This is a genomic window from Bradymonas sediminis (assembly GCF_003258315.1).
Lineage (GTDB): Bacteria > Myxococcota_A > Bradymonadia > Bradymonadales > Bradymonadaceae > Bradymonas > Bradymonas sediminis.
On sequence record NZ_CP030032.1, the window covers coordinates 4,487,706 to 4,507,646 of the forward strand.

Genomic DNA, 19,941 nt, shown 5'->3' on the forward strand with positions numbered 1-19,941 from the left:
AGACATCAGCGCTGACTTTCGGAGCCCTAAATCGGGGGGAAAGAACCTCAACCCAACTCAACCAAAGGCGACCTTCGGCGCGCGGCGCTCTTCTTCGACTTCGAGTTCGAAGAGCGTCGCCGGGCGAAAGCCCAGGGAGCCCGCGACGAGGACCGCCGGGAAGGTTTCACGCTTGATATTATAGGAGGTGACCGCGTCGTTGAACGCCTGGCGCGCGAACGCGATGCGGTTCTCGGTGGAGGCCAACTCCTCCTGAAGGCGCTGCATTTGCTGGTCGGCCTTCAGCTCGGGGTAGTCCTCAACCGTGACCATCAGTCGGCCAAGCGCGCCGCTGAGCGAGGACTCGGCGCCCATCATCCCCTTCATCGCAGCCGAGTCGCTGGGGTTATTGGATGCCTGCTTGCCCGCCGTCTGCGCGATATTTCGCGCCTGAATCACCGCCTCAAAGGTCTCGCGCTCGTGGGTCATATAGCCCTTGGCGATCTCGACGAGGTTCGGGATCAGGTCATGGCGCCGCTTCAATTGCACGTCGATCTGCGCGAAAGCATTCTCGAAGCGATTACGCCCTGTCACCAACTTATTATAAATGCTGACAAAAAATAGTCCGCAGAGAACCATCACACCAATCAGAACAGCGAGCGCGATCCACATAGTCAACCTCTGTGAGGGGTACATTGAACTCAGGCCAATTACCTAGAGTTCCAGCTTAATTCCACGGTGATCCTGCGTCCAGCGTGAACGCGTTTATGGCGTACGCTGGAGCAGCGAGATCGGCGTATCGGGCTCCACATTCTCAACTTCCGGCACATCACCCCAATCGCGCAACTTTTCGGGCAAGGTCAGGTTCACCTCCGGCAGCGGCCCATCGCCATAGAGCCCGGCGTAGGTCACATAGCTGGTAAACACCTTGCGCACGTAGCCGCGGGCTTCCCGATAGGTGATGGACTCCACCCAGGCGTCGAGCTCGCGGTCGCCGAAGCGCTCAAACCAATCCTTGAGCGGCGCCGGCCCGGCATTATACCCGGCCAGGGCCAGGGCGATGCGGTCGGACGCGAACGCCGTCTGCACCCGGATATACATCGTCCCAAGGCGCACATTGGTCTCGGGCTCGACCATCTTCGCGCGGCTCAGGCGCCCGGAGGTGTCCAGGAAGGTGCGCTGGGTATAGCGCGCCGTCCCCGGCATCAATTGCATCAGGCCCATCGCGCCGGCGTAGCTTGAGACACCCTCGCGAAAACCACTCTCCTGGCGAATAATCGCCTGCACCAAAAACGGCGAAACCTCGTATTGGGTGCCGTATTGATGCGACAGGTCCATATAATTGAGCGGAAAAGCCACGCCCCAATCGCGCAAATTCTGATGCGTGATAAGCGACTGGTCGATATGATTTTTCATGATCCAATGGGCGTTACTCGCGTCGCCGTTGGCCAGATAAACCGCCGCCAAGAACTCGTGCACGCGCTGCGGCTTGGGGTAGATCGACGCCTGGTCGCGAATCGAGGAGATCGCATCGGCGTACAGGCCCAGACGGCTATATTCGGCCGCAATATGCAGGCGAGCATCGTCGGGAACGCGCACACGCGTGAGGTCCTGGAGGTCGGCTTGGGTCATCTGGGAGCGCGGAATATGCACCACCGGTTTCATCTGCGCCGACTTCATACGCGCGACCGCCAGGCGACCATACCAGGTCAGCGGGCCACGATTGATCGTCGTCTGCAGCGCGACCTGCGCCGCCTGCAAATCACCGCCCTTAAGCAGCGCCACGCCGAGCCAATATTGCGCCTTGAGCCCCATCGTGAGCTCGGAGGCGTCTTTGACCTGCGGATACTCCGCGATCAGACGCCGCAGCGGCGCCTCCATCGCAGCAAAGTCTTCCATCAGATACGCGCTAAACGCGCTGCCCCAGAGCGCCTTGGGGACCATCTTGCTCTCGGGATAATTCTCGAGCATCCGGGCGAATCGCTCGCGGGCCTGCTCATGAAGACCCAAATATTGGCTCAGGCGACCGGCCTCAAAAAGCGACTGATCGCAGAGCGTATGGCCCGGGTATTCGGAGCAAACACGCTCATAGAGCGCGATGGCCTCGGGGTCGCGGTCCAGACGACGCAGCGCCTTGGCCCACCCAAAATACATGCGCGGGCGAACCATCGGGTCTTTGACCAACTTCTCGGCCTGGGCGTAGAGCTCGGCGGCGTGCTCGCGCTTTCGCTGCTGCTCCGCCTGCATCGCCTGGCGATACAGGCCCCACCCCTTGATCTCGGAGCCGGAGACGCCGCGCAACTTCGCGTTCTCCACCGAGACTTCCCGCGCGGTCTTAAATTTCCCGCGCTGGATCAGCTCGCGCATGCGGTCCACCCGCTCGCCAAAATCAAAGACCTTCTTGCTGGCGAGCTTATCCAGCCGCGCCAGGCGCGCCTCGACCTGATCACCGATATTCCACGAGCGCGTGTCCCGATAGATCTCGAGCATCATCGCGGCGGCTTCGTCGTAGCGCTTCGCCTTCTCCAAAATCTCAACATGGGCCGAGCGGATCTGGTATTTGTACCAACCGCTCGTTTGCTGGGCGAGGAGGGTCTCAAGGTCATTAATCGCGTCGGCTACCTTGCCGTCGGCGGCGACCTTCTTTGCGCCGCGAATGCGCTGGTAAAGATGCTCGCTCTCATCCTCTTCGTACCCGTCATGCCCCTCCGGCAGGCCCAGGCGAATCCGCGCCAGCCTCGCCACGACACCCTGATCGGCGTGCGCAAGCTCGGTGAGCGTCTTCTTGCCCCGGGCGGCGTGCGCGCTGGTGCACATCTCGATGCGCGCCACCGCGTAGCGAATCGCCGGCTCGGTGTCCGCGTCCGGCGTGCCTACGACTTCGTTGGCCAGCTTATAGGCCTCGTTGCACTCATCGGCCTTGAGCAGGCGCATCGCCTCAAGCCAGCGCGGGTCCTTAATATACGGCGACAACACCAGCGTCGGGCTATCGTTGCGCAGGAGCTTGCCCGCGAACTCATTGATGATAGAGAAGTCGACCGTCTCACCGAGGGCGTCAAAAGGATTAAAACGGTCCAAGACGCGGCGATTTACGCGCCCCTCTTCGACCGTCTCTTCCGGCGCGGCGTCATACTCAACCACGGCTCTGGCCACCGGTGCGGCGTCTTGAGCCGAGGCGGCGTCGCCCTGCCCCGAGAGCAGGTCATCGGCCGACGGAAGCGCCCCGCCCGAGGTATGCCCGAGCGCCGAGACCTCTTCCCTAGCCGCCCCCACATCCTCGCTCGCGCCACTGGCGAGCGATGCTTTTTCTGGTGATTCCTCGGTGGCGATTTCGCCGGCGACCTGCAGGGCGCTCGCGCGAATTTGGCCGACCGCGCGGCGTACCTGAATCGGGGGCTTCGACGACTTCGGCACCCGCCATGCGTTCTCATCGGGTTCGGCTGCAATATCTGAGGCGATCTCGGCGGCCTCGACCTCATCATTTGCCGACGCCGACTCCGCGACCGCATCCGTCTCCTCGCCCAGCAAGCGCTCAGCCGATGGCAATACCCGATCCAACGCCTCCTCGGCCGACAGATCTGACGCCGCGTCTTCGGCCTCGACCTCGACATTTAGCGTCTTCGGCACGGTTTGCGCCGCCGACGTTGACGCGCAAAAGCTCAATAAAATCAACACGCTAAGCGATATAATCGCGTGCCGATTCTGGCGCCGAACGCGCTGATTGGAGAGGGGATTTACAGTCTTTTTCATGTCATTACCCAAGATTCGCATCCTTGCTATCCCGGAAATATAAATTGGCGATGAAGTACAGCCCAACTCAATATACTCGCCTGCGATTGAAAGGGCAAAAAAATCAATTCTTTCGCTGAGTTCGAGATTTCTAAGGGTGTGAAATCATTGAAAAATCGAATTCGCGATTCTAAATCGTCCCTGATTTAGAAGCAACTTAAAGCGTCGCCAATCGCGCGCGCAACACGTCGAGTTTCAGGTCCGCGCAAGCCCCCGGAGAGGTCCGACTGGCGAGGCTCTGCGCGGGTGTTCGGTCCTTGAGAAGATCGAATTCCGCGGCCACCTGCACATAGGCTTCGCGAAACGGAAGCCCTTGCTTCGCGAGCTCGATCGCCCGGTCGGTCGCGTACATCGCCGGGGCGATCGCCTCGGCCAAACGCGCCTCATTAAAGCGAAGCGCGCCCAGCAACTCCGGCATAATCGCCAGGGCGTCGAGCCCGCGCGACATCGCGCGCAAAACCGGCCCCTTCGACGCCTGCAGGTCACGCTGATACCCGCTCGGCAGCGACAAGATCGCCTGCAGCTCCGCCATCGCCCCCTGCACCACGCCATAAGACGCGCGCAATAACTCCACCACGTCCGGGTTGCGCTTATTCGGCATGATCGACGAGCCGGTCGTAAACCGGTCCGGCAGCTCCACGAAGTCAAACTCGGCGGTGCAAAAAAGACTCAAATCCCAGGCCACCCGCCGCACATCGAGCAACGCCTGCCCCAGCGCCATCAACGCTTGAAGCTCGAATTTCCCACGACTATTCTGCGCATAGATCGGGTTGATCTGCATGCGCTCAAAGCCCAGGTCCTCGGTCACACCCTCGCGGTCGAGCCCCAGATTCACCCCGTACCCGGCCGCCGTCCCCAGCGGATTCGTGTCGATATAACCCGCCGTGTCGCGGGCGAGCCGGGCGTTGTCGATAAAGGCCTCGGCGAAGCCCGCAAACCACATCCCGGTCGAAGACGGCACCGCCCGCTGCAGATGCGTATAACCCGGCATCGGCACGTCATCACGCTCCGCCCGCTCCAGGCACACCCCCGCGATCTCCTTCGCATACGCGCCGATCTGCGCCAGCACGTCGCGCAGATAAAGCCGCGACGCCACCAGAATCTGGTCATTGCGGCTTCGCCCGGTATGCACCTTCCGCCCCGCATCCCCGAGCTTCTCGATCAAATACGCCTCAATCGCCGAGTGGCAATCCTCATAGCGCTCATCGAGCGCAAACTCCCCGCGCTCAAACGCCTCGCCGAGCTGCGCCAGCGCCGCCAGCAGCGCGTCGCGCTCCGCGTCTTCGAGCAGGCCAATGCGACCCAAACCGCGCACATGCGCCTGCGAGGCGCGGATATCATAGGCAAATAGCTGGCGGTCGAGCACGACGTCGTCGCCGGCGCAAAAACGCATGATACGCGCGTCGATTTTGGCGTTGCCTTTGTTCCAGATTGGGTCGCTCATGTGTTTTTCTCGGAAGTATCAGTATCGAGGTTTATCCCCGCCAACTCATCAAACCCACACGCCAAATTCGCGTTCTGCAACGCCTGGGTCGCCGCCCCTTTAAGCAGGTTATCCAGCGTCACCACCAACGCCAGACGCTCGCCGGCCGCATCGACTTCGATGCCGCCGATGCGCAAAAAATGCTTGCCGGCGTTGTCTTTGACCAGCGGAATCGCATCGCAGATCTCGACCAGCGCCTCGCCCGCATAAAAGGCGTCGAATCGCTCGCGAATCTGGGCCGCCGAGTGGGGCCTGGCGAGCTGCACCGAGAGGGTGAGCGTGATGCCGCGGAAATACGGGGCGACGTGTGGGCTAAAGCCGACGCGGTGGCCGAGGTGGTGGCTGGCTTCGGCCTCGTGGATATGCCCGGTGAGGCTATAGGGCATGAGGTTATCGCGCAGGATATTGAGGTCGTTCTTGGGCGAAGGCGTGGCGCCGGCGCCGCTATATCCGGAGACGCCAAACGCCATCGGCGGGGCGATCGCGAGCTCGACGACCGGCGCCAGGCCGAGCTGGATGCCGGTGGCGTAGCAGCCGGGGTTGGCGATGCGCGTGGCGCCTCGGATGGTGTCGCGGAAGCGCTCCGGCATCCCGTAGGTCCAGTCGCGGTCGAAGCGGTGGTCGGCGCTGATATCGATGATGATGGTGTCGGGCTTCGTGCGCTCGATGGCCGCGACGAAGTCACCCGATATCTTATTTGGCAGCGCGAGCACGCAGACGTCGGCGCCCTTTTGGGCGACGTCCTCGGGCGATAATTCCTCGAAGCGCAGGTCGCCCGTGAAGCGGTCGATATGGTCGCTGAGCGGGGTTCCGGCGAGCTCGCGGGAGCTGACGTATTGGAGCTCGAAGCCCGGATGATTCGCCAGCAGGCCGATGAGCTCGGCGCCGGTGAAACCGCGCGCGCCGACGATGCCAAGCGTCTTGCTCGGCGTCTTCTTTTGGCTCGATTCAGACATCTTGATCCTCTTGTTTTACCAATGTTTCCGGCATCTTAAGCGCGGCGTCCACGCAGGTCTTCACCTCCTCGAAGGATTCGAGACCGTACCAGAATACCACCCAGCGGCCGTCGCGATAGCTGCCGTCGGCCTCGTCGAAATACCAATGGTTGATGGGGTTTTCGACCCGCGAGCGCCAGAATAATTTGGGGTTTTCCTGCTTCATCCGCATCCAGATCGAACCGCCGAGCCCCTCGCCCTGGGCCTGGTCGGTGACGCCGATTTTATCCAAATAGGGGATGCCGTTTTCTTTGGTGAGGATGGCCGTGGCCCGGTAGGAATCCGACATATACACGCGATAAAACGGCTTCTTGTCGAAATATCCCTCGGTCAGCGGCCGGCCAAAACACGACGCGATAAGCTCGGCGGTGCGCTCCCGGTCAAGCCCGTCGAGGCCGTCGTAGCGCACGACTCCCTCGCCGCGGCGAATCAACGTTCCGGAACCGCGATGGGTAAAGAGCTCTTTGGCGAGGTGCTCGGGCACCGTCATCGAGACCGACGAGGAGAGCGGCAGCTCGTCGAGCAACCCCTTGATCTGCTCGACCTTCAGGCGCATGCCGCCCTCAACCCAATCCTGGCTCATCAGGAAATTATAATCTTCGGCCAGGTTCACCGACGGAATGATTCGCCCGTAATTGTCGAGCAGGCCGCCGGTGCCGGTCAAAAAGATGATCTTATAGGGCTCGATATCGAGCGCGAGTTTATTGGCCGCGACGTCGGCGTTGATGTTGAGGATTTGCCCGCTGGGCGTCTCGCCGAGGCTCGACAAAATCGGCAGATGACCCGCGCGGATGCTCGAGCGAATCGGGTCGAGGTCGACGCCGCTGATCTCACCGACCAGGCCCAGGCGCTCCTCGTCGAGCAGGCGCGCCTCGAAGACGCCCGAGGGGATCGGACGCGCGCGGGTGCCCATGGCTTCGAGCGCCTCGACCAGACGCCAATTCTCGCGCTGAAATACCTTGCGCGCGACCTCCAAAACCTCGGGGGTCGTCACGCGCATGCCGTCGATACGCTTGGTCTCAACGCCGGCCTCTTCGAGCGCTGCGTTGAGCTGGGCACCGCCGCCGTGAATCACGATCGGGAAGAGGCCCACGCGATACAAAAAGCTGAGCGAACTCACGAGGTTATCGAGGTCATCGCGCAGGATCGTCCCGCCGACTTTGACCACGGCAAAGCGCGTCGACTCCACGCTGGAGAAGCGCTTCAGATATTGGTCAACCTCGCGGCGGCTGCCGATATTACTGAGCAGGCGCACGATCGTGTGGCGAGTATCTTTTTGCATCAGGTTACTACCGTTTTTTAAGACAACAAACGCTTATACGTCTGTGCAACTTGCTCTAATTGCGCCAACTCAACCCACTCGCCGGCCGTATGCGCCTGGGCGATATCGCCCGGGCCGTACACCACCGCCGGCAGTCCACCCTGCGAAAAAAGCGACGCCTCGGTCCAAAAATCGACCGCCTCGCCGACCTCAAGACCGATCGCTTCGGCGAACGCGCGCGACTTCGAGACATCGCCGTCGGCCGGCAGCGTCGGGCCGAAAAACCCGGCGCTCCATTCGACTTCGGGTTCATCGGCATTCTGGGGCACGGCGAGCGCCTGCACCTCGGCCATCAATACGTCATGGTCCTGGTCCGGGAGCGGTCGAAAACCAAACCGCACGCTCGCCGATGGCGCGATGATATTGGGCTTAATTCCGCCCTCAATCGCCCCGATATTAAAGCGGATTCCGCTCAGACTTCGGTAGGTCGTTTGCTCGTGAGCTTCGGCGTATTTGACCGCCGCGTCGGCCCAGCGCACCGCCCGGTGCACCGCGCTATCCGCGAGCGCGCGCCGCTCCGAGGCATGCCCCGCGACGCCCTTGAAGACACCCGACGCGGTCGAGATGCCGCGGTGCTCAAGCACCGCGACGCCCTGCGTCGGCTCAGCCACGATCACCGCGTCGAATTTTCGCGTGTTTTCGGGCGAGTTATAGGCCTTCATAAACTCGCGCACGCAGCGGCTCGATCCGGCCTCTTCGTCGCTCGTAAAGAGCAACGCGACGTCGCCGGGCGCCTGGGCGAGGGCCGCCAACATACACGCGGACGCCCCTTTGATATCGCAGGCGCCGAGACCAATCGCGCGGTCATTGGTGACCTCGAGCGCAAAGGGATCGCCGGCCCACGACTTCGACGCAGGCACCGTATCCACATGAAAATTAAAGAGAATCCGAGGCTCACCGCGCAGCGCCAAGAGACTCTGACACCCTTCCCCATGATCTTCAAACTCAAAGCGAAACTCGCCAAATTGCTCATTTTGGCGAAGCTGCGCGCGCAGATAGTCGAAGACGCCGCTCGCGCTGATTTCGCGCGGCGGGTTCTGAGTGTCACAGGCGACCAGTTGGCGCAAATGATTGAGCGTCGCGCTCAACAAATCGGCGCGCGACGCCTCGGTGGGCTCAGTTTTCGTCAAAATTATTTACCTCGGCCCACAGGGTCGAGCTCTGCCCGAATAATTTGATAAAGCCCTCGGCCTCTTCGACGCCCCAGTCGGCGCTCTGCGCGTAGACCGCGCCGGCGCGGCGCAGGATATGCGGGGAGTCGACCTTCACCGCGTCGACCCGACCGCCGTGGGTTTGAAGCGTCACGGTGCCGTTGACCTTGCGCTGCGAGGAGGCCAAAAACGCCTCGAGATCGGCTTTAAGCGGGTCGTAGAAGAAGCCCTCGTAGACCAACTCAACCCACTTGTCGGCGATGCCCGATTTGAAGCGATTCTGCAGACGCGTGAGCACCGCTTCTTCGAGGGCGCGGTGTGCGGCGAGGATCGCGACGAGGCCGGGCGCCTCAAAGACGATGCGGCCCTTGAGGCCGATGGTGGTGTCGCCGGTGTACATCGCGCGGCCGACGCCGTATTTGCCCAGCTTTTTGTTGAGCGCGTCGAGCATCTCGGGGCCGCTGAGGCGCTCGGAATCAAGCGCGACCAGCACGCCCTTCTCAAACGTCAACGCGACCTGAATCGGCTCCGCCGGCCACTCGGACGGGTGCGCCGTCAGCTTATAGGTCTCGTCGCCGGGGATCTGCCAATTGTCGACCTCGGAGCCCGACGTGGTCACGCCCAAAAGGTTCTCGTTGATCGTATAAGTCGTGGTCTTGGGGCGCACGCCGAAGCCGCGCTCTTTGAGGAATTCAAGCTCATAATCACGCACATTCGCGACGTCGCGCTGAATCTCGCGGATGGGCGCGATGATCTCATAATCCCCCAGCGCGCGCACGGTCAGGTCGAAGCGCACCTGGTCGTTGCCCATGCCGGTGCAGCCGTGGGCGAAGATATTCGCGCCGCGCTCGTCGGCGATCTCGAGGCATTTGCGCACGATCAAATAACGGTCCGAGCACAGCAGCGGATATTGCCCCTGATAGAGCTGGCCGCCCTGGACCATCGGCACCACGACCTCTTCCCAGATCTCGGGGCCAACTTCGGTCAAGATATGCTCTTTGGCGCCCAGCTCATACGCGCGGTCTTCGATAAATTTAAGCTCATCGGCGTCGACGCCGCCGGTGTTTACGAACACCGTCACGACTTCATAGCCCTTCTCGATAAGCCACGGCACACAGAAACTGGTGTCCAATCCGCCCGAAAACGCCAGGATAACTTCGCTCATATTTCTACTCTTGTTTGATGGAGATTTTTGGAGATTAGGAAAGCAAACCGGCCATGATCGCTTTTTGCACGTGCAGGCGGTTCTCGGCCTCGTCAATCGCGATGGACTGCGCCGAGTCGAGCACCTCGCCGGTCACCTTGACCTCGCGGCGCACCGGCAAACAGTGGCTAAAGAGCGCCTGATTCGTCAGCGCCATCTTCTCGGAGTTGACGATAAAATGCGCGTAATTTTTGCGAATCTCACGCTCGGCATCCCAATTGCCGAAATACGGAATCGCGCCCCAACTCTTGGCGTAGACCACATCGGCGCCCGCATAAGCCTCGGCGATATCGTGCGAGACGGTGAGTGAACGGCCATTTTGCGCGCAAGATTCCCGCGCGGCGTCCATATAACGCCGGTCAAGTTCGTACTCGGGGGTCGGGCACAAAAGCGTGACGTCCATGCCGAATTTCGCCGCGATAATCAGCGCCGAATTCGCCACCGCGGTGTTGAGCGGCTTGGGATGATAGGTCCAGGTGAGCAGGAATTTTTTGCCGTCGGTCTGCCCTAACTTCTCCTGCAAGGTCAGCATATGCGCCAACTCCTGACAGGGATGCGTGATGGTCTCCATATTGATGACCGGCACCGTCGCGTATTGCGCGAACGAGCGGATCACCTTGTCGCGGCGGTCTTCTGTCCAATCCTCAAATTTCGGAAACGCGCGCACCGCGATGATATCGCAATAGCGCGACAGCACCCGCGCGACCTCGATCACATGCTCCTCGGGGTCGGCGTCCATCTTGGCGCCCACCTCGAATTCGATGGGCCAGGCGCCCTTGCCCGGCTCCAAAACCACCGCGTGCCCGCCGAGCTGTTTGGTCCCGATCTCAAAGGACGTGCGCGTGCGCAATGACGGGTTAAAGAAGACCAACGCCACCGCCTTATCCTTGAGCAACGGCTGAATCGGCTGGGCTTTGAGCGCCCGCGCATGATCCAAGAAAGCCTGCAACTCCTCGCGCGACCAGTCGAGGGTAGAGATAAAATGTTTCACGTTAGATTCCGGGAGGTTTGCAACACGTGCAAGGAGGTTTTGGAGAGACTGCGCCGGGGTTTTCCACAGGTTTACCACAGGAGTGCCCGCGCAGAGCGAACCCCGCGCAATCTAAAGAGACAACCGCGAAGTGTCAACAATTGCCCCGCCCGGGGCGGCGCAACTGTTGAGCGTTTGGGCCGTCACTTAGGAGCGAGCGCCGCCGGCTTCTGGGTCGCGTCTTCCTCGGGATCGTCCGGGGTCAAGTCGATGGTCGGCGTGCTATTAAACTCTTTGAAGTCCATCTCGGCGGCGTAGCGACGCGAGTAGGGATATTGCATCTTATGCTCGCGAAATTTGCGCTTCACCCGCTCGGTGACGTCGGTGATATAGGCGACATCATAGCGGGTATCGAGCACATACGCCTTCGATTGCAGGCGCGTGGCCAGGCCGCCGGCGAACTCAACTTCCTTGGTCATCACGACCGCGGGCTTCTGCAAATACACGTAGCGCGAGGTGATCGAGGCCTCGTAGATAATTCGCTTGGCCAGGTCGAAGTCGGCGGTGATGCCGATATAGAAGTCGATACAGACCATCATATCGAGCGCGCCGGCGTTCGAAGACGCGACGGCGTCGGTCAAAAATTTGTTATTGGGCACCGAGATCTGGTCGTCAGCCAGGGTCACGATGCGCACCGAGCGAAGCCCGATTTCGGTGACCTCGCCGTAAATATCGCCGAAGGTGACGCGGTCGCCGACCTGAAAAGGCTGGTCGATGAGGATCAGCACGCCGGCCATCAAACTCGAGGCGGTGTCTTTGAACGCAAAACCCAGCGCGAAGCCCAGGGTGGCCAGGAAGCCCACCAACATCTGCTCCTTCCCCTCCATCACGGTCATCACGACGATATAGGTCGCCAAACCGAAGATCGACAGCCGGGCAAAGCTCGACAATTTCTTAAAGAGAAGCCGCTGCTTCGCCTGGCCCTCGCCGAGGCGCTCCAGCGCGGAGGCCAGGAAATGGTTGGCGGCATAGGCCGCCACGATCACGATCAGCGCCCGGGTGATGCGCCCGAAGTCGAGCAGCTCGAAGGCCTCGGCGAGCTGCTCGGGTTCAGGGGTCACCTGCGCGAGCATCGGGAATGTAATCAGGTCAAAAAGCATCATGGGTTATCCGGTGCTTAAAAAAAGCGTGGCTCCAACGCAGCCGCTCACTCATAAAGGAAGTTCGACTGGGCGAGGTATTTCAGAACCTGGCGATAATACAGCGGCGTCAGCGATGCCTGGCCGGTGAAGGGGTCGATGCGCACCACGTCGGCTTCGGCAAAGAGGCGCAGCGTCAGCTCGCAGAACCCTCTGTCCAAATGCACCGCCTGCGCGATCTCGGCGGCGCTCAAATGCCCGTGCTGAGCGATGGCCGTGAGCACGAACCAGTCGGCGTCGCTTTGCTTGGCGAAGAGCGCCGTCGACGGGCGCCGAAACAGGCCGACCTGCAACGTCCGACCGGCGCAGGGAACTTCGCCCTCGGCCTTTGTATCTTCCAGGCGCAGGCTGCGCAGCCAATAGGTGATCGCGAGGCGAGGGTTTCCGCCGCAGAATTCCTGCAAATAACGGAAATACCCGCGCGCGGTCTTCTCAAGCGCGGCCACATCATAGGGGTTCGCGTCGGGGTCGCGCGACTGCAATAACTGGCTGAAATCAATACGATATTCGCTCTCGCTCGTGCGCGATTCGATCAGCTCCTGGATCTCGCGGTCGGTCCAGGGACGCAGGCGAAATACCTGCGTGAAATAATGGCTTTGCGCGCGCACACGGTTCACATAGGACCAGGCGAAGACGTTAAAAGTCAGCGCATAAAAATGAATGCGGTCGCTGGCGCTGATGATATTGAAGAACGCCTGCAGCCCGTTGAAGCCACCGATCTGTCGCAAAAAGAGCGCGTGGCAATTTTTGACCAATATGACCCGCGGCTCCAAACCCAGGATTCGGTCAAGCAGCTGAGTTTGGGTCGTCCCGGGGTAAATCTTGAGGTCGAAAAGGTCGGCCACCAATTTGAGCACCGCCTCTTCGCTCGCGATCCGCTCGGTGACCTCCGAGCAAACAATCACCGGCGTTTTACGAGGTAGATTCGCGTCTGTCCTCGCCTGGGTCACCTCCGAAATCTCGGCCGTCGGCGTCTTATTCGTGTCGATATAATGCTCGAATTCGCGCAAAATCGTCGACTTGCCCGAACCCGGCTCGCCGACAATGACCATCGAGCCGCGGGTCCCCTGATTGAGCCAGCCGTCAAAGATCTCGGTCATCCGCTCGAACTCCTTCGCCCCCGCGATCAGGTCGCCGCAGGTCGTCGTATCAACGACGAATTGCCCGTCGTTGGCATACGAGTTCATCGCCTCCAGATAGTCGTCGGGCAGATTATCCGAAGTCGCGGTCTCATCCGCGCTCTCTTCTTCGCGGTTTCGAAGCTCGATCTTCGCCCGGAACATCAGCGTGCTCAGGTGGCGGAACCACTCGGTATTGAGCATATATTTGCGCGCCACGCGCATCAGCTCACTGCCGAGCACATAGACCGACGCAGCCGCGATAATAAAGACCCCGTAGAAGCGATCTTTTCGGGTATTGACCACCTCAACCGCCCGCGGCATCCGGTCTCCGGCCAGGCTCTCAAAGAACGCGGCGATATCATCTTTCCAGGTCGACAGCACCCAATAGATGATGCCGAAGAGGCTCCAGCGCGCCACGAAATCGAGCACCCAGGTGAAGATCGACACGCCGATAATCAGGCGCGCCGCGTCGGGCACATAGGTCGAGATCAGCCAGAAGAAGAGGATCACGCGCACGCTTCGGACCAGCTTTTTGCCCCGCTTTAATTGCGGGTCATTGGCCGGGTCCAGCGGCGCGACGACCTCCATAAAGAGCAGGTCCAGGCGGGTCTGAAGGTTCTGGGTCTTGCGCCGATACCAGCGCGGCAGCGCAATGACCTGCGCCAGGTTGATCAGCGCCCAATAGATAAAGAACGAGTCGAGCCACCATCGGAAGATGATCAGCGCGGAGAACCCGGCGAGCAGCGTGTCGGGGAGGATATAATTCGCGAGGAATCGCGCCCCCAGAAAATAAAGCAGCGGCTTGGCGATCGCGTCGAGCGCGTCGCTCGCGCGCACCGTCGCGTGCGCGTGTTCACGGAAGAACTTCCGCTTCAGCAGCGCGTCGGTGCCGCGCGCGATCTGAGTCGACACCCGGGGCACGAGCGCGCGCACCAAGATCAGCACCAGCATAATCCGCCACACCAGGCCCCACACCCAGCGCCACAGGTCGATCGAAAACAGATTAAGCTCCGACGGCTTAATCAGATGCATATCGGCGTCGCGCACAATATGGTGGACGCCTTCCTGCAAGCCCGCGATGGCGTAGGCGAGGTTCTGGTCGCTTAGCTCGAAGAAATTACGCCGCGCTTCCTTGCTGATTTTGGGCAGCAGGCTGGGAATCTCCTCGCGATAAAACGCGAGTCTTCGCTCACTTTCTTCGTAGTGTTTTTGGCGCTCCTGAAAGACCTCGCGGCTCGCGTTTAACGCCTTCTCGGCGACCGCGTATTCGGCCTCAGCGGCCTCAACTCGGCGTTGATAGATCTCGGAGACGACCTCGTTATCCTTGGTCGCCTTCACGCGCTCGAGGCGCTGTTTGGCATCGGCGTAGCGCTTCTCTGCCTGGGCGAGGACGGTCGTCGCCTCCTCGCGATTCTTCAGAATCTCCTTAAAGCGCCCGCGCACCTGCGCACGCCCGCGGATCAACTCCCGAAAAAGTGGGTCGATGGTATCGCGACGCTCCTCGGAAGTCGGCTCGTCGGGGAAGGAATCAATGCGCGCCAGAAGGTCGCCCTTCTGCTCGGCAAAAGCTTCGTTGCGCGACTGCGCGGTGGCGCGAATCGTATCCATCAACTCGCGGTGCGAGCGGGTCAGCGCCAGCGTCTCTTCGGCAGCTTTACGCTGACGCGCCAGGAGTTCGCGCAGCGTCTCATCGTGCTCATGCGACTCCATCTCGCGCGCCTTTTCGAGCGCCTCGACGGCTTGCTCCTCGGCCTGACTGGCCTCGGCCTCAAGGCGTTGACGCTCAAGCTCCTGGGCAGCGGCCAGCTCGCGCGCCTCGCGATCCTCCTCGGACTCGGCGACAACCTTCTCTAGATATTCTTTCTGAACTTGCAGGCCTTCGCGCAGCGCCTCGCCGCGACTGAGGGCGAGCGACGCCTGGACTTCGGCCGCCGCGCTGCGTTGCAAGAGGCTGCGCCGCACCGCCTTTGGGAACCCGGGCGTGTCGATCTGCTCGGCCAGCGTCTGGGCGATGACCTTCGCCTGTTGCGCGTCCGCGGCGACTGTTTTTTGAGCCTCCTTGGTCGCCTCGATGGCATCGCGCAGTGATTGCACATCATCGGCTTTGGTCTGCGCGGCGTCCGCCTTGCCCTCGTCGTCCGTGCCTTCGGAACTCTCCGGAGCTTCAGCGTCCGAAGTGCCCTCCGCCGCTGGCTTGGCTTCGGCCGGCAGCTCCTGCGCATCGACCGGCGAGGTCGCGAGGAGAAAAACAAACGTACAAAGCGCACAAAAAAGCCCCATCAATAAAATATGACGCGGTTTCTGCGGCTCGATATCCCTATATTTACTCAAGACAATAACCGTCTGGGTGTACAAATTACTAAAATCACAGGCGACTATAACCCAGTCCGGCCAATTGAGCCAAATTTCTGCATTTTCGCGCGAAACTTACGCGAATCAGACCTCGACCTCGGACTCCTTTTGGAAGGTGATAAGTCGCCAAATTTTGGCGAGCACGCTGCGTCGGGTGCCGAGCAGGCTCTCGAGCAGCAAAAAGATCGTAATGGCAAAGAGGAACGGGGGCCAGATATTGACGCGCCGCTCATCTTCTCCCAACGCGTCTTTTAGGGCCTGGCTATCGCCATCGCCCGCCGCGACATCCGCCGCGCTCGCCTCAGTCCAGGGGTCAAACGCGTCTTCGGCGAGCGCGTTGAGCTGCGACTCGCCGGGATCGGCGTTGACCGCAAACGCGAGCGCGTCGAGACGATTATTGGCGCTCTTCTCGGTTGATTTCGCGTCATCGCCCTGCCCGTCACGATCAGCCCAAACCTCATAAGATCCAAGCACTTCGGGCACAAAAGCAACCTCGCCATTTACCGGCTCCATGACCAGGCGCATCTTATTGGGCCCATGAATAATCGCCCGCTCGTCGACCAATCCGCTGACGTCCAGCGTGATTCGATGGCCGACCACCGGCTTATCCTGACGCGCCGAGGTCGCGCGGCGAGCCAGGAATTGCACGATACGTCGCGTCAGCGGCAAATAGGCGGTGCGCACCGGAAGGTCGGTCCAGTCGCGGTCAATCGTCGTGGTCAAAAGAAGCACCCGCCCGTCGCCGACTTTGCGCTCGACCAGGGCCGGCGCGCTATCTTTAAAGGCCAGGATCTGGCGCACCTGATCGGGCAACGAAGGCTCGAGCAGCATATAGCTATAGACCTGGGCGGATTGCAGCGACGCGCCGCCGGCGAGGTCGAACACCCGGAAGACCGGGTGCTCGCGCATACGCGTGCCGAGGTGGGTAATCTTGACCGGCGCGTCCGGGTCATCGCGCTCGGCGAGCTGCTTCACACCGCGCAGCGGTTTGGGCAAAAGCTCGCTCATATTTTGGTTCCACGAGGCCGGGTCGACCTGCCCACCCATCGTCAAAAAGAGGCCGCCGCCGCCGCGCACAAAATTCTTCAATTTGTCGGCCCCCTTGGGCGCGACCCGCGCGACGTTGGCGAGCACGACGACGTCGAACTCCGCGAGGTCTCGCTCGGCCAATCCAGAGGGCGAAGTCACCTCCGGGATGATCGAGCTTTTGCTGCGCCCGCCGGGGTTTAACGCGCGCACCAGAAAATAGGTCTCATCGCTATAGGCGACGCCGCTGGGCTCGCCGTTGACCAATAAAACGCGGATGCGATCTTTGAGGCTGATGCCAAAATAATAGCGATTGTCGGGCGCATAATCGTCGGCATCGGCGAGTTCGACATAGGCTTTCTTGACGCCTTCGCCCTCGAAGCGATGGCGGAATTCGTAGCTCGCGCTCTTACCAGCCTCGACGTCCACGAGGCCGCCGGCGACATCCTGGCCGTCGATATTAAGCCGAATCTCAACGCCGGTTTTATCCTTTTCAGAGTGATTGGTGACCGTGGCGGTGATCTTCCAAATATCGGCGTTGGTGCCGCGCGCGAATTTCGCGCCGCTCGGCGAATCGCCGTTTTCAGACTTAATATCAGCGCGATCGATCCCGTGCTCTTGCACATAATCGACGCCGCTGACGCTCAGATTATCGGGCGCCGAAGACTTGTTTTTGCGCACCGAAACTTTGCGGATCTCATAGGGAATGCGCGACTCGGGGCGCGGATTCTCGGGGAAGCCGCCCAGCGAAAAATCGCTGATAAGCACGATATATTTGCCAGGCAATTGCGACGCCGCCAGCAAGTCCGAGGCGGCGACGGCGGCCTGGGAGAGGTCCGTCGAAATATCGCCGGGCTTCAGGTTTGTGAAGGCGTTTCTGACGCCCTTATGGTCGGTGCTAAATCGCGCGATCGGCCCGAGTCCGCCGGTCTTCCCGACGCTGCTCGTGCGAATCAACGCGACCTCATCCCAGGGGCGAAGCTCGCCCATTTGCTCATCGAACGCGTCTTCGGCGCGCGCCCACCAATCGCCATATTGCATCGAGGCGCTGTCATCGACGACGACCACCACCGCGGCGGGCAGCCGCTCGGAGGCGGTGACGCCTTTGGAGCTCAGAAAATAGGGCTTCGCCAGCGCGAAGGCCAAGGCGGCGACGATCAAAATCCGCAGGGCGAGCAGCAGCCACTGGCGCACTTTAATGCTGGGCGCTTCTTTCTGATTCGACTCCAAGAGCAAGCGCATCGCCGGGAACGGCTGGCGCGTCGCCTTGCGTCGGTTGATCAGATGGATCGCGATCGGGATGCCGATCGCCAACAATCCCGCCAAAAAAAGAGGTTCAAGAAAACTCACAGACGCCCTCTCAAAAAGGTCAGGCAGGTTTCCTCAATCGCTTGGGTCGTGGGGAAGCGAAAATATTCGACGCGCGCCTGCTCACATTGTTTTTTGACGTCGGCCAGGTGCTCGCGAATCCGCTCAAGATAAGCCTCGCGAAGATCATCGGCGTCGACCAATAACTCGCCTTCGCCCTCGAGCCCCTCAAAAAGCGTCATCCCCTCGTAGGGGAAGCGCAGTTCGGCCGGGTCCAGCACGTGAAACGCGGCGACCTGAAGGCGCCGATGACGCAGGACTTTGAGCAATTGCAACGCCTCGCCGTCGGCGTCCAAAAAATCGCTAAATAGCAGCACGATGCTGCGCCGATTCGCCCGCTCGGCGATGGTCCGCAGCGCGACATCCAGCCCGGTCTTTCCGGCCCCGGGGAGGTTATCGAGAAGATATAACAGGTCGTCCAGATGCCCTTTTCGCGCGGCCGCTGGCAGGAAGTTTCGATTCTCCCCGTTGAAGCTCAACGCGCCGACCGCGTCGCCCTGGCGCAGCAATAAATGCGAGAACGCAGCCGCCACGTAAGAGACATAATCGAGCTTGGTAAACGGCGCCTCCTCGCTCTTAAAGTTCATCGAACCCGAGGCATCCACGACCATATAGGCCCGAAGATTGGTCTCGTCTTCGTATTGTTTGACATAATATTTGTCGGTCTTGGCGTAGACCTGCCAATCAATATGGCGAATCTCATGGCCGGGCGAATATTCGGTATATTCGGCGAATTCGACCGACCCGCCGTGGTGAGGCGAGCGGTGCATGCCCGCTAGAATCCCCTCGACCAGCGCCTGCGCCTTGAGCTGCATGGAGCCCAACTCGTCGAGGACGGTTGGGTCCAAAAATTTGGGGCGCAAAGACTCGGTCACGGTTCCTCCAGAAGCCTTGCAATAATATCATCGGTCGTCAGGCCCTGGGCTTCGGCCTGGAAGTTTACCAGAAGACGGTGGCGCAGGATCGGCGCGGCGAGGGCCCGAATATCTTCGTTGCTCACGGTCAAACGCCCGTCCAAAATCGCGCGCGCCTTGCCGCCAAGGATGAGATATTGCCCGGCGCGCGGACCCGCGCCCCAGCTCACATATTCGCGAATATAATCCGGGGCGCTCGGGTCTTCGGGGCGCGTGCGCCGCACCAGATTGACCGCGTAGCGCACCACCTCTTCGCTGACGGGCACCTCGAGCACGAGCTGCTGAAGCTCCAGAATACGCTGGGCGTTGAGCACCGGTTGAATCTCTTCTCGCCGGGTCGAAGTCGTATTTCGAACGATCAAAACCTCGTCTTCGGCGTTGGGATAATCGACCGTGAGGCGGAACATAAATCGGTCGAGCTGCGCCTCGGGCAGCGGGTAGGTTCCCTCTTGCTCGATGGGGTTCTGGGTCGCGAATACCTGAAACGGCCGCTCCAATTTATAGGTGTTCCCGCCGGCCGAGACCTCGTATTCCTGCATCGCCTGCAACAGCGCAGCCTGGGTTTTGGGCGGCGTGCGGTTGATCTCATCGGCGAGCAACAAATTGCTAAAGACCGGACCCTTGATGAACTTGAAGAAGCGCCTTCCGGTGCTGTGGTCTTCCTCGAGGATATCGGTACCGGTGATATCCGACGGCATCAGGTCGGGCGTAAACTGAATGCGGTTGAAGTTGAGGTCCAACGCCTCGGCCAGGGTCGAGACCAACGAGGTCTTCGCCAGGCCGGGCACACCCATCAACAGAACATGGCCGCGGGCAAATAGCGCGATCAGCAGGTGATCGATGAGATCGGTCTGCCCGTAAATCCGCTTTCGGACCTGCGCCACGATCGCGTCGCGCGCGCTGGCGATTTGCCCAACACTTTCGCGCAGGTCTTCCTCGGAGCGACTCTCCTGATTATTATCGGCGTTTTCGATATCGGATTTACTCAAATCGGTGGTCATGGAAGCTCTATTTGCGTCAAAGTGTTGGTATCATCCCCGCGTTTTAGCAGGGCGAAGGGCGCGGCGTA

At 60.8% G+C, this 19,941-nt stretch carries 13 protein-coding genes; all 13 read right to left on the minus strand.

Annotation, left to right across the window (positions count from 1 at the left end):
- Positions 1–57: 57 nt before the first annotated feature.
- A complete protein-coding gene (locus tag DN745_RS16920; protein ID WP_111336684.1) occupies positions 58–651 on the minus strand; it encodes a LemA family protein in 594 nt (197 codons plus the stop codon).
- Positions 652–744: 93 nt separating this feature from the next.
- Positions 745–3,606 carry a transglycosylase SLT domain-containing protein gene (locus DN745_RS16925; protein ID WP_162687749.1) on the minus strand — a complete coding sequence of 954 codons (2,862 nt, stop codon included), beginning with the start codon at positions 3,604–3,606 and terminating at the stop codon, positions 745–747.
- Between the two features lie 319 nt (positions 3,607–3,925).
- On the minus strand, positions 3,926–5,212 hold the full coding sequence (argH, locus tag DN745_RS16930; RefSeq protein WP_111336688.1) for an argininosuccinate lyase: 1,287 nt from the start codon (positions 5,210–5,212) through the stop codon (positions 3,926–3,928).
- Positions 5,209–6,207: an N-acetyl-gamma-glutamyl-phosphate reductase gene (gene argC, locus DN745_RS16935; RefSeq protein WP_111336690.1), complete on the minus strand. Its 999-nt coding sequence runs from the start codon at positions 6,205–6,207 to the stop codon at positions 5,209–5,211. Before argC ends, argH begins: the two co-directional genes overlap by 4 nt.
- The gene (locus DN745_RS16940) at positions 6,200–7,528 is read right to left on the minus strand and encodes an acetylglutamate kinase (RefSeq protein ID WP_111336692.1); all 1,329 of its coding nucleotides are present in this window, start codon (positions 7,526–7,528) and stop codon (positions 6,200–6,202) included. The genes argC and DN745_RS16940 overlap by 8 nt, the downstream gene beginning before the upstream one ends.
- 17 nt (positions 7,529–7,545) lie before the next feature.
- Complete coding sequence (locus DN745_RS16945; protein WP_111336694.1) at positions 7,546–8,697, minus strand: acetylornithine deacetylase; 1,152 nt, start codon at positions 8,695–8,697, stop codon at positions 7,546–7,548.
- A complete protein-coding gene (locus DN745_RS16950) occupies positions 8,684–9,883 on the minus strand; it encodes an argininosuccinate synthase (RefSeq protein WP_111336696.1) in 1,200 nt (399 codons plus the stop codon). Before DN745_RS16950 ends, DN745_RS16945 begins: the two co-directional genes overlap by 14 nt.
- A gap of 34 nt (positions 9,884–9,917) precedes the next feature.
- Positions 9,918–10,913: an N-acetylornithine carbamoyltransferase gene (locus tag DN745_RS16955; protein WP_111336698.1), complete on the minus strand. Its 996-nt coding sequence runs from the start codon at positions 10,911–10,913 to the stop codon at positions 9,918–9,920.
- A gap of 182 nt (positions 10,914–11,095) precedes the next feature.
- Positions 11,096–12,055: a mechanosensitive ion channel family protein gene (locus tag DN745_RS16960; protein ID WP_111336700.1), complete on the minus strand. Its 960-nt coding sequence runs from the start codon at positions 12,053–12,055 to the stop codon at positions 11,096–11,098.
- Positions 12,056–12,099: 44 nt separating this feature from the next.
- The gene (locus tag DN745_RS16965) at positions 12,100–15,543 is read right to left on the minus strand and encodes a DEAD/DEAH box helicase family protein (RefSeq protein ID WP_133621914.1); all 3,444 of its coding nucleotides are present in this window, start codon (positions 15,541–15,543) and stop codon (positions 12,100–12,102) included.
- Between the two features lie 105 nt (positions 15,544–15,648).
- Positions 15,649–17,940: a BatA domain-containing protein gene (locus DN745_RS16970; RefSeq protein ID WP_111336704.1), complete on the minus strand. Its 2,292-nt coding sequence runs from the start codon at positions 17,938–17,940 to the stop codon at positions 15,649–15,651.
- Positions 17,937–18,833 carry a DUF58 domain-containing protein gene (locus DN745_RS16975; RefSeq protein WP_111336706.1) on the minus strand — a complete coding sequence of 299 codons (897 nt, stop codon included), beginning with the start codon at positions 18,831–18,833 and terminating at the stop codon, positions 17,937–17,939. Before DN745_RS16975 ends, DN745_RS16970 begins: the two co-directional genes overlap by 4 nt.
- The gene (locus tag DN745_RS16980) at positions 18,830–19,873 is read right to left on the minus strand and encodes an AAA family ATPase (RefSeq protein ID WP_111336708.1); all 1,044 of its coding nucleotides are present in this window, start codon (positions 19,871–19,873) and stop codon (positions 18,830–18,832) included. Before DN745_RS16980 ends, DN745_RS16975 begins: the two co-directional genes overlap by 4 nt.
- Positions 19,874–19,941 lie beyond the last annotated feature (68 nt).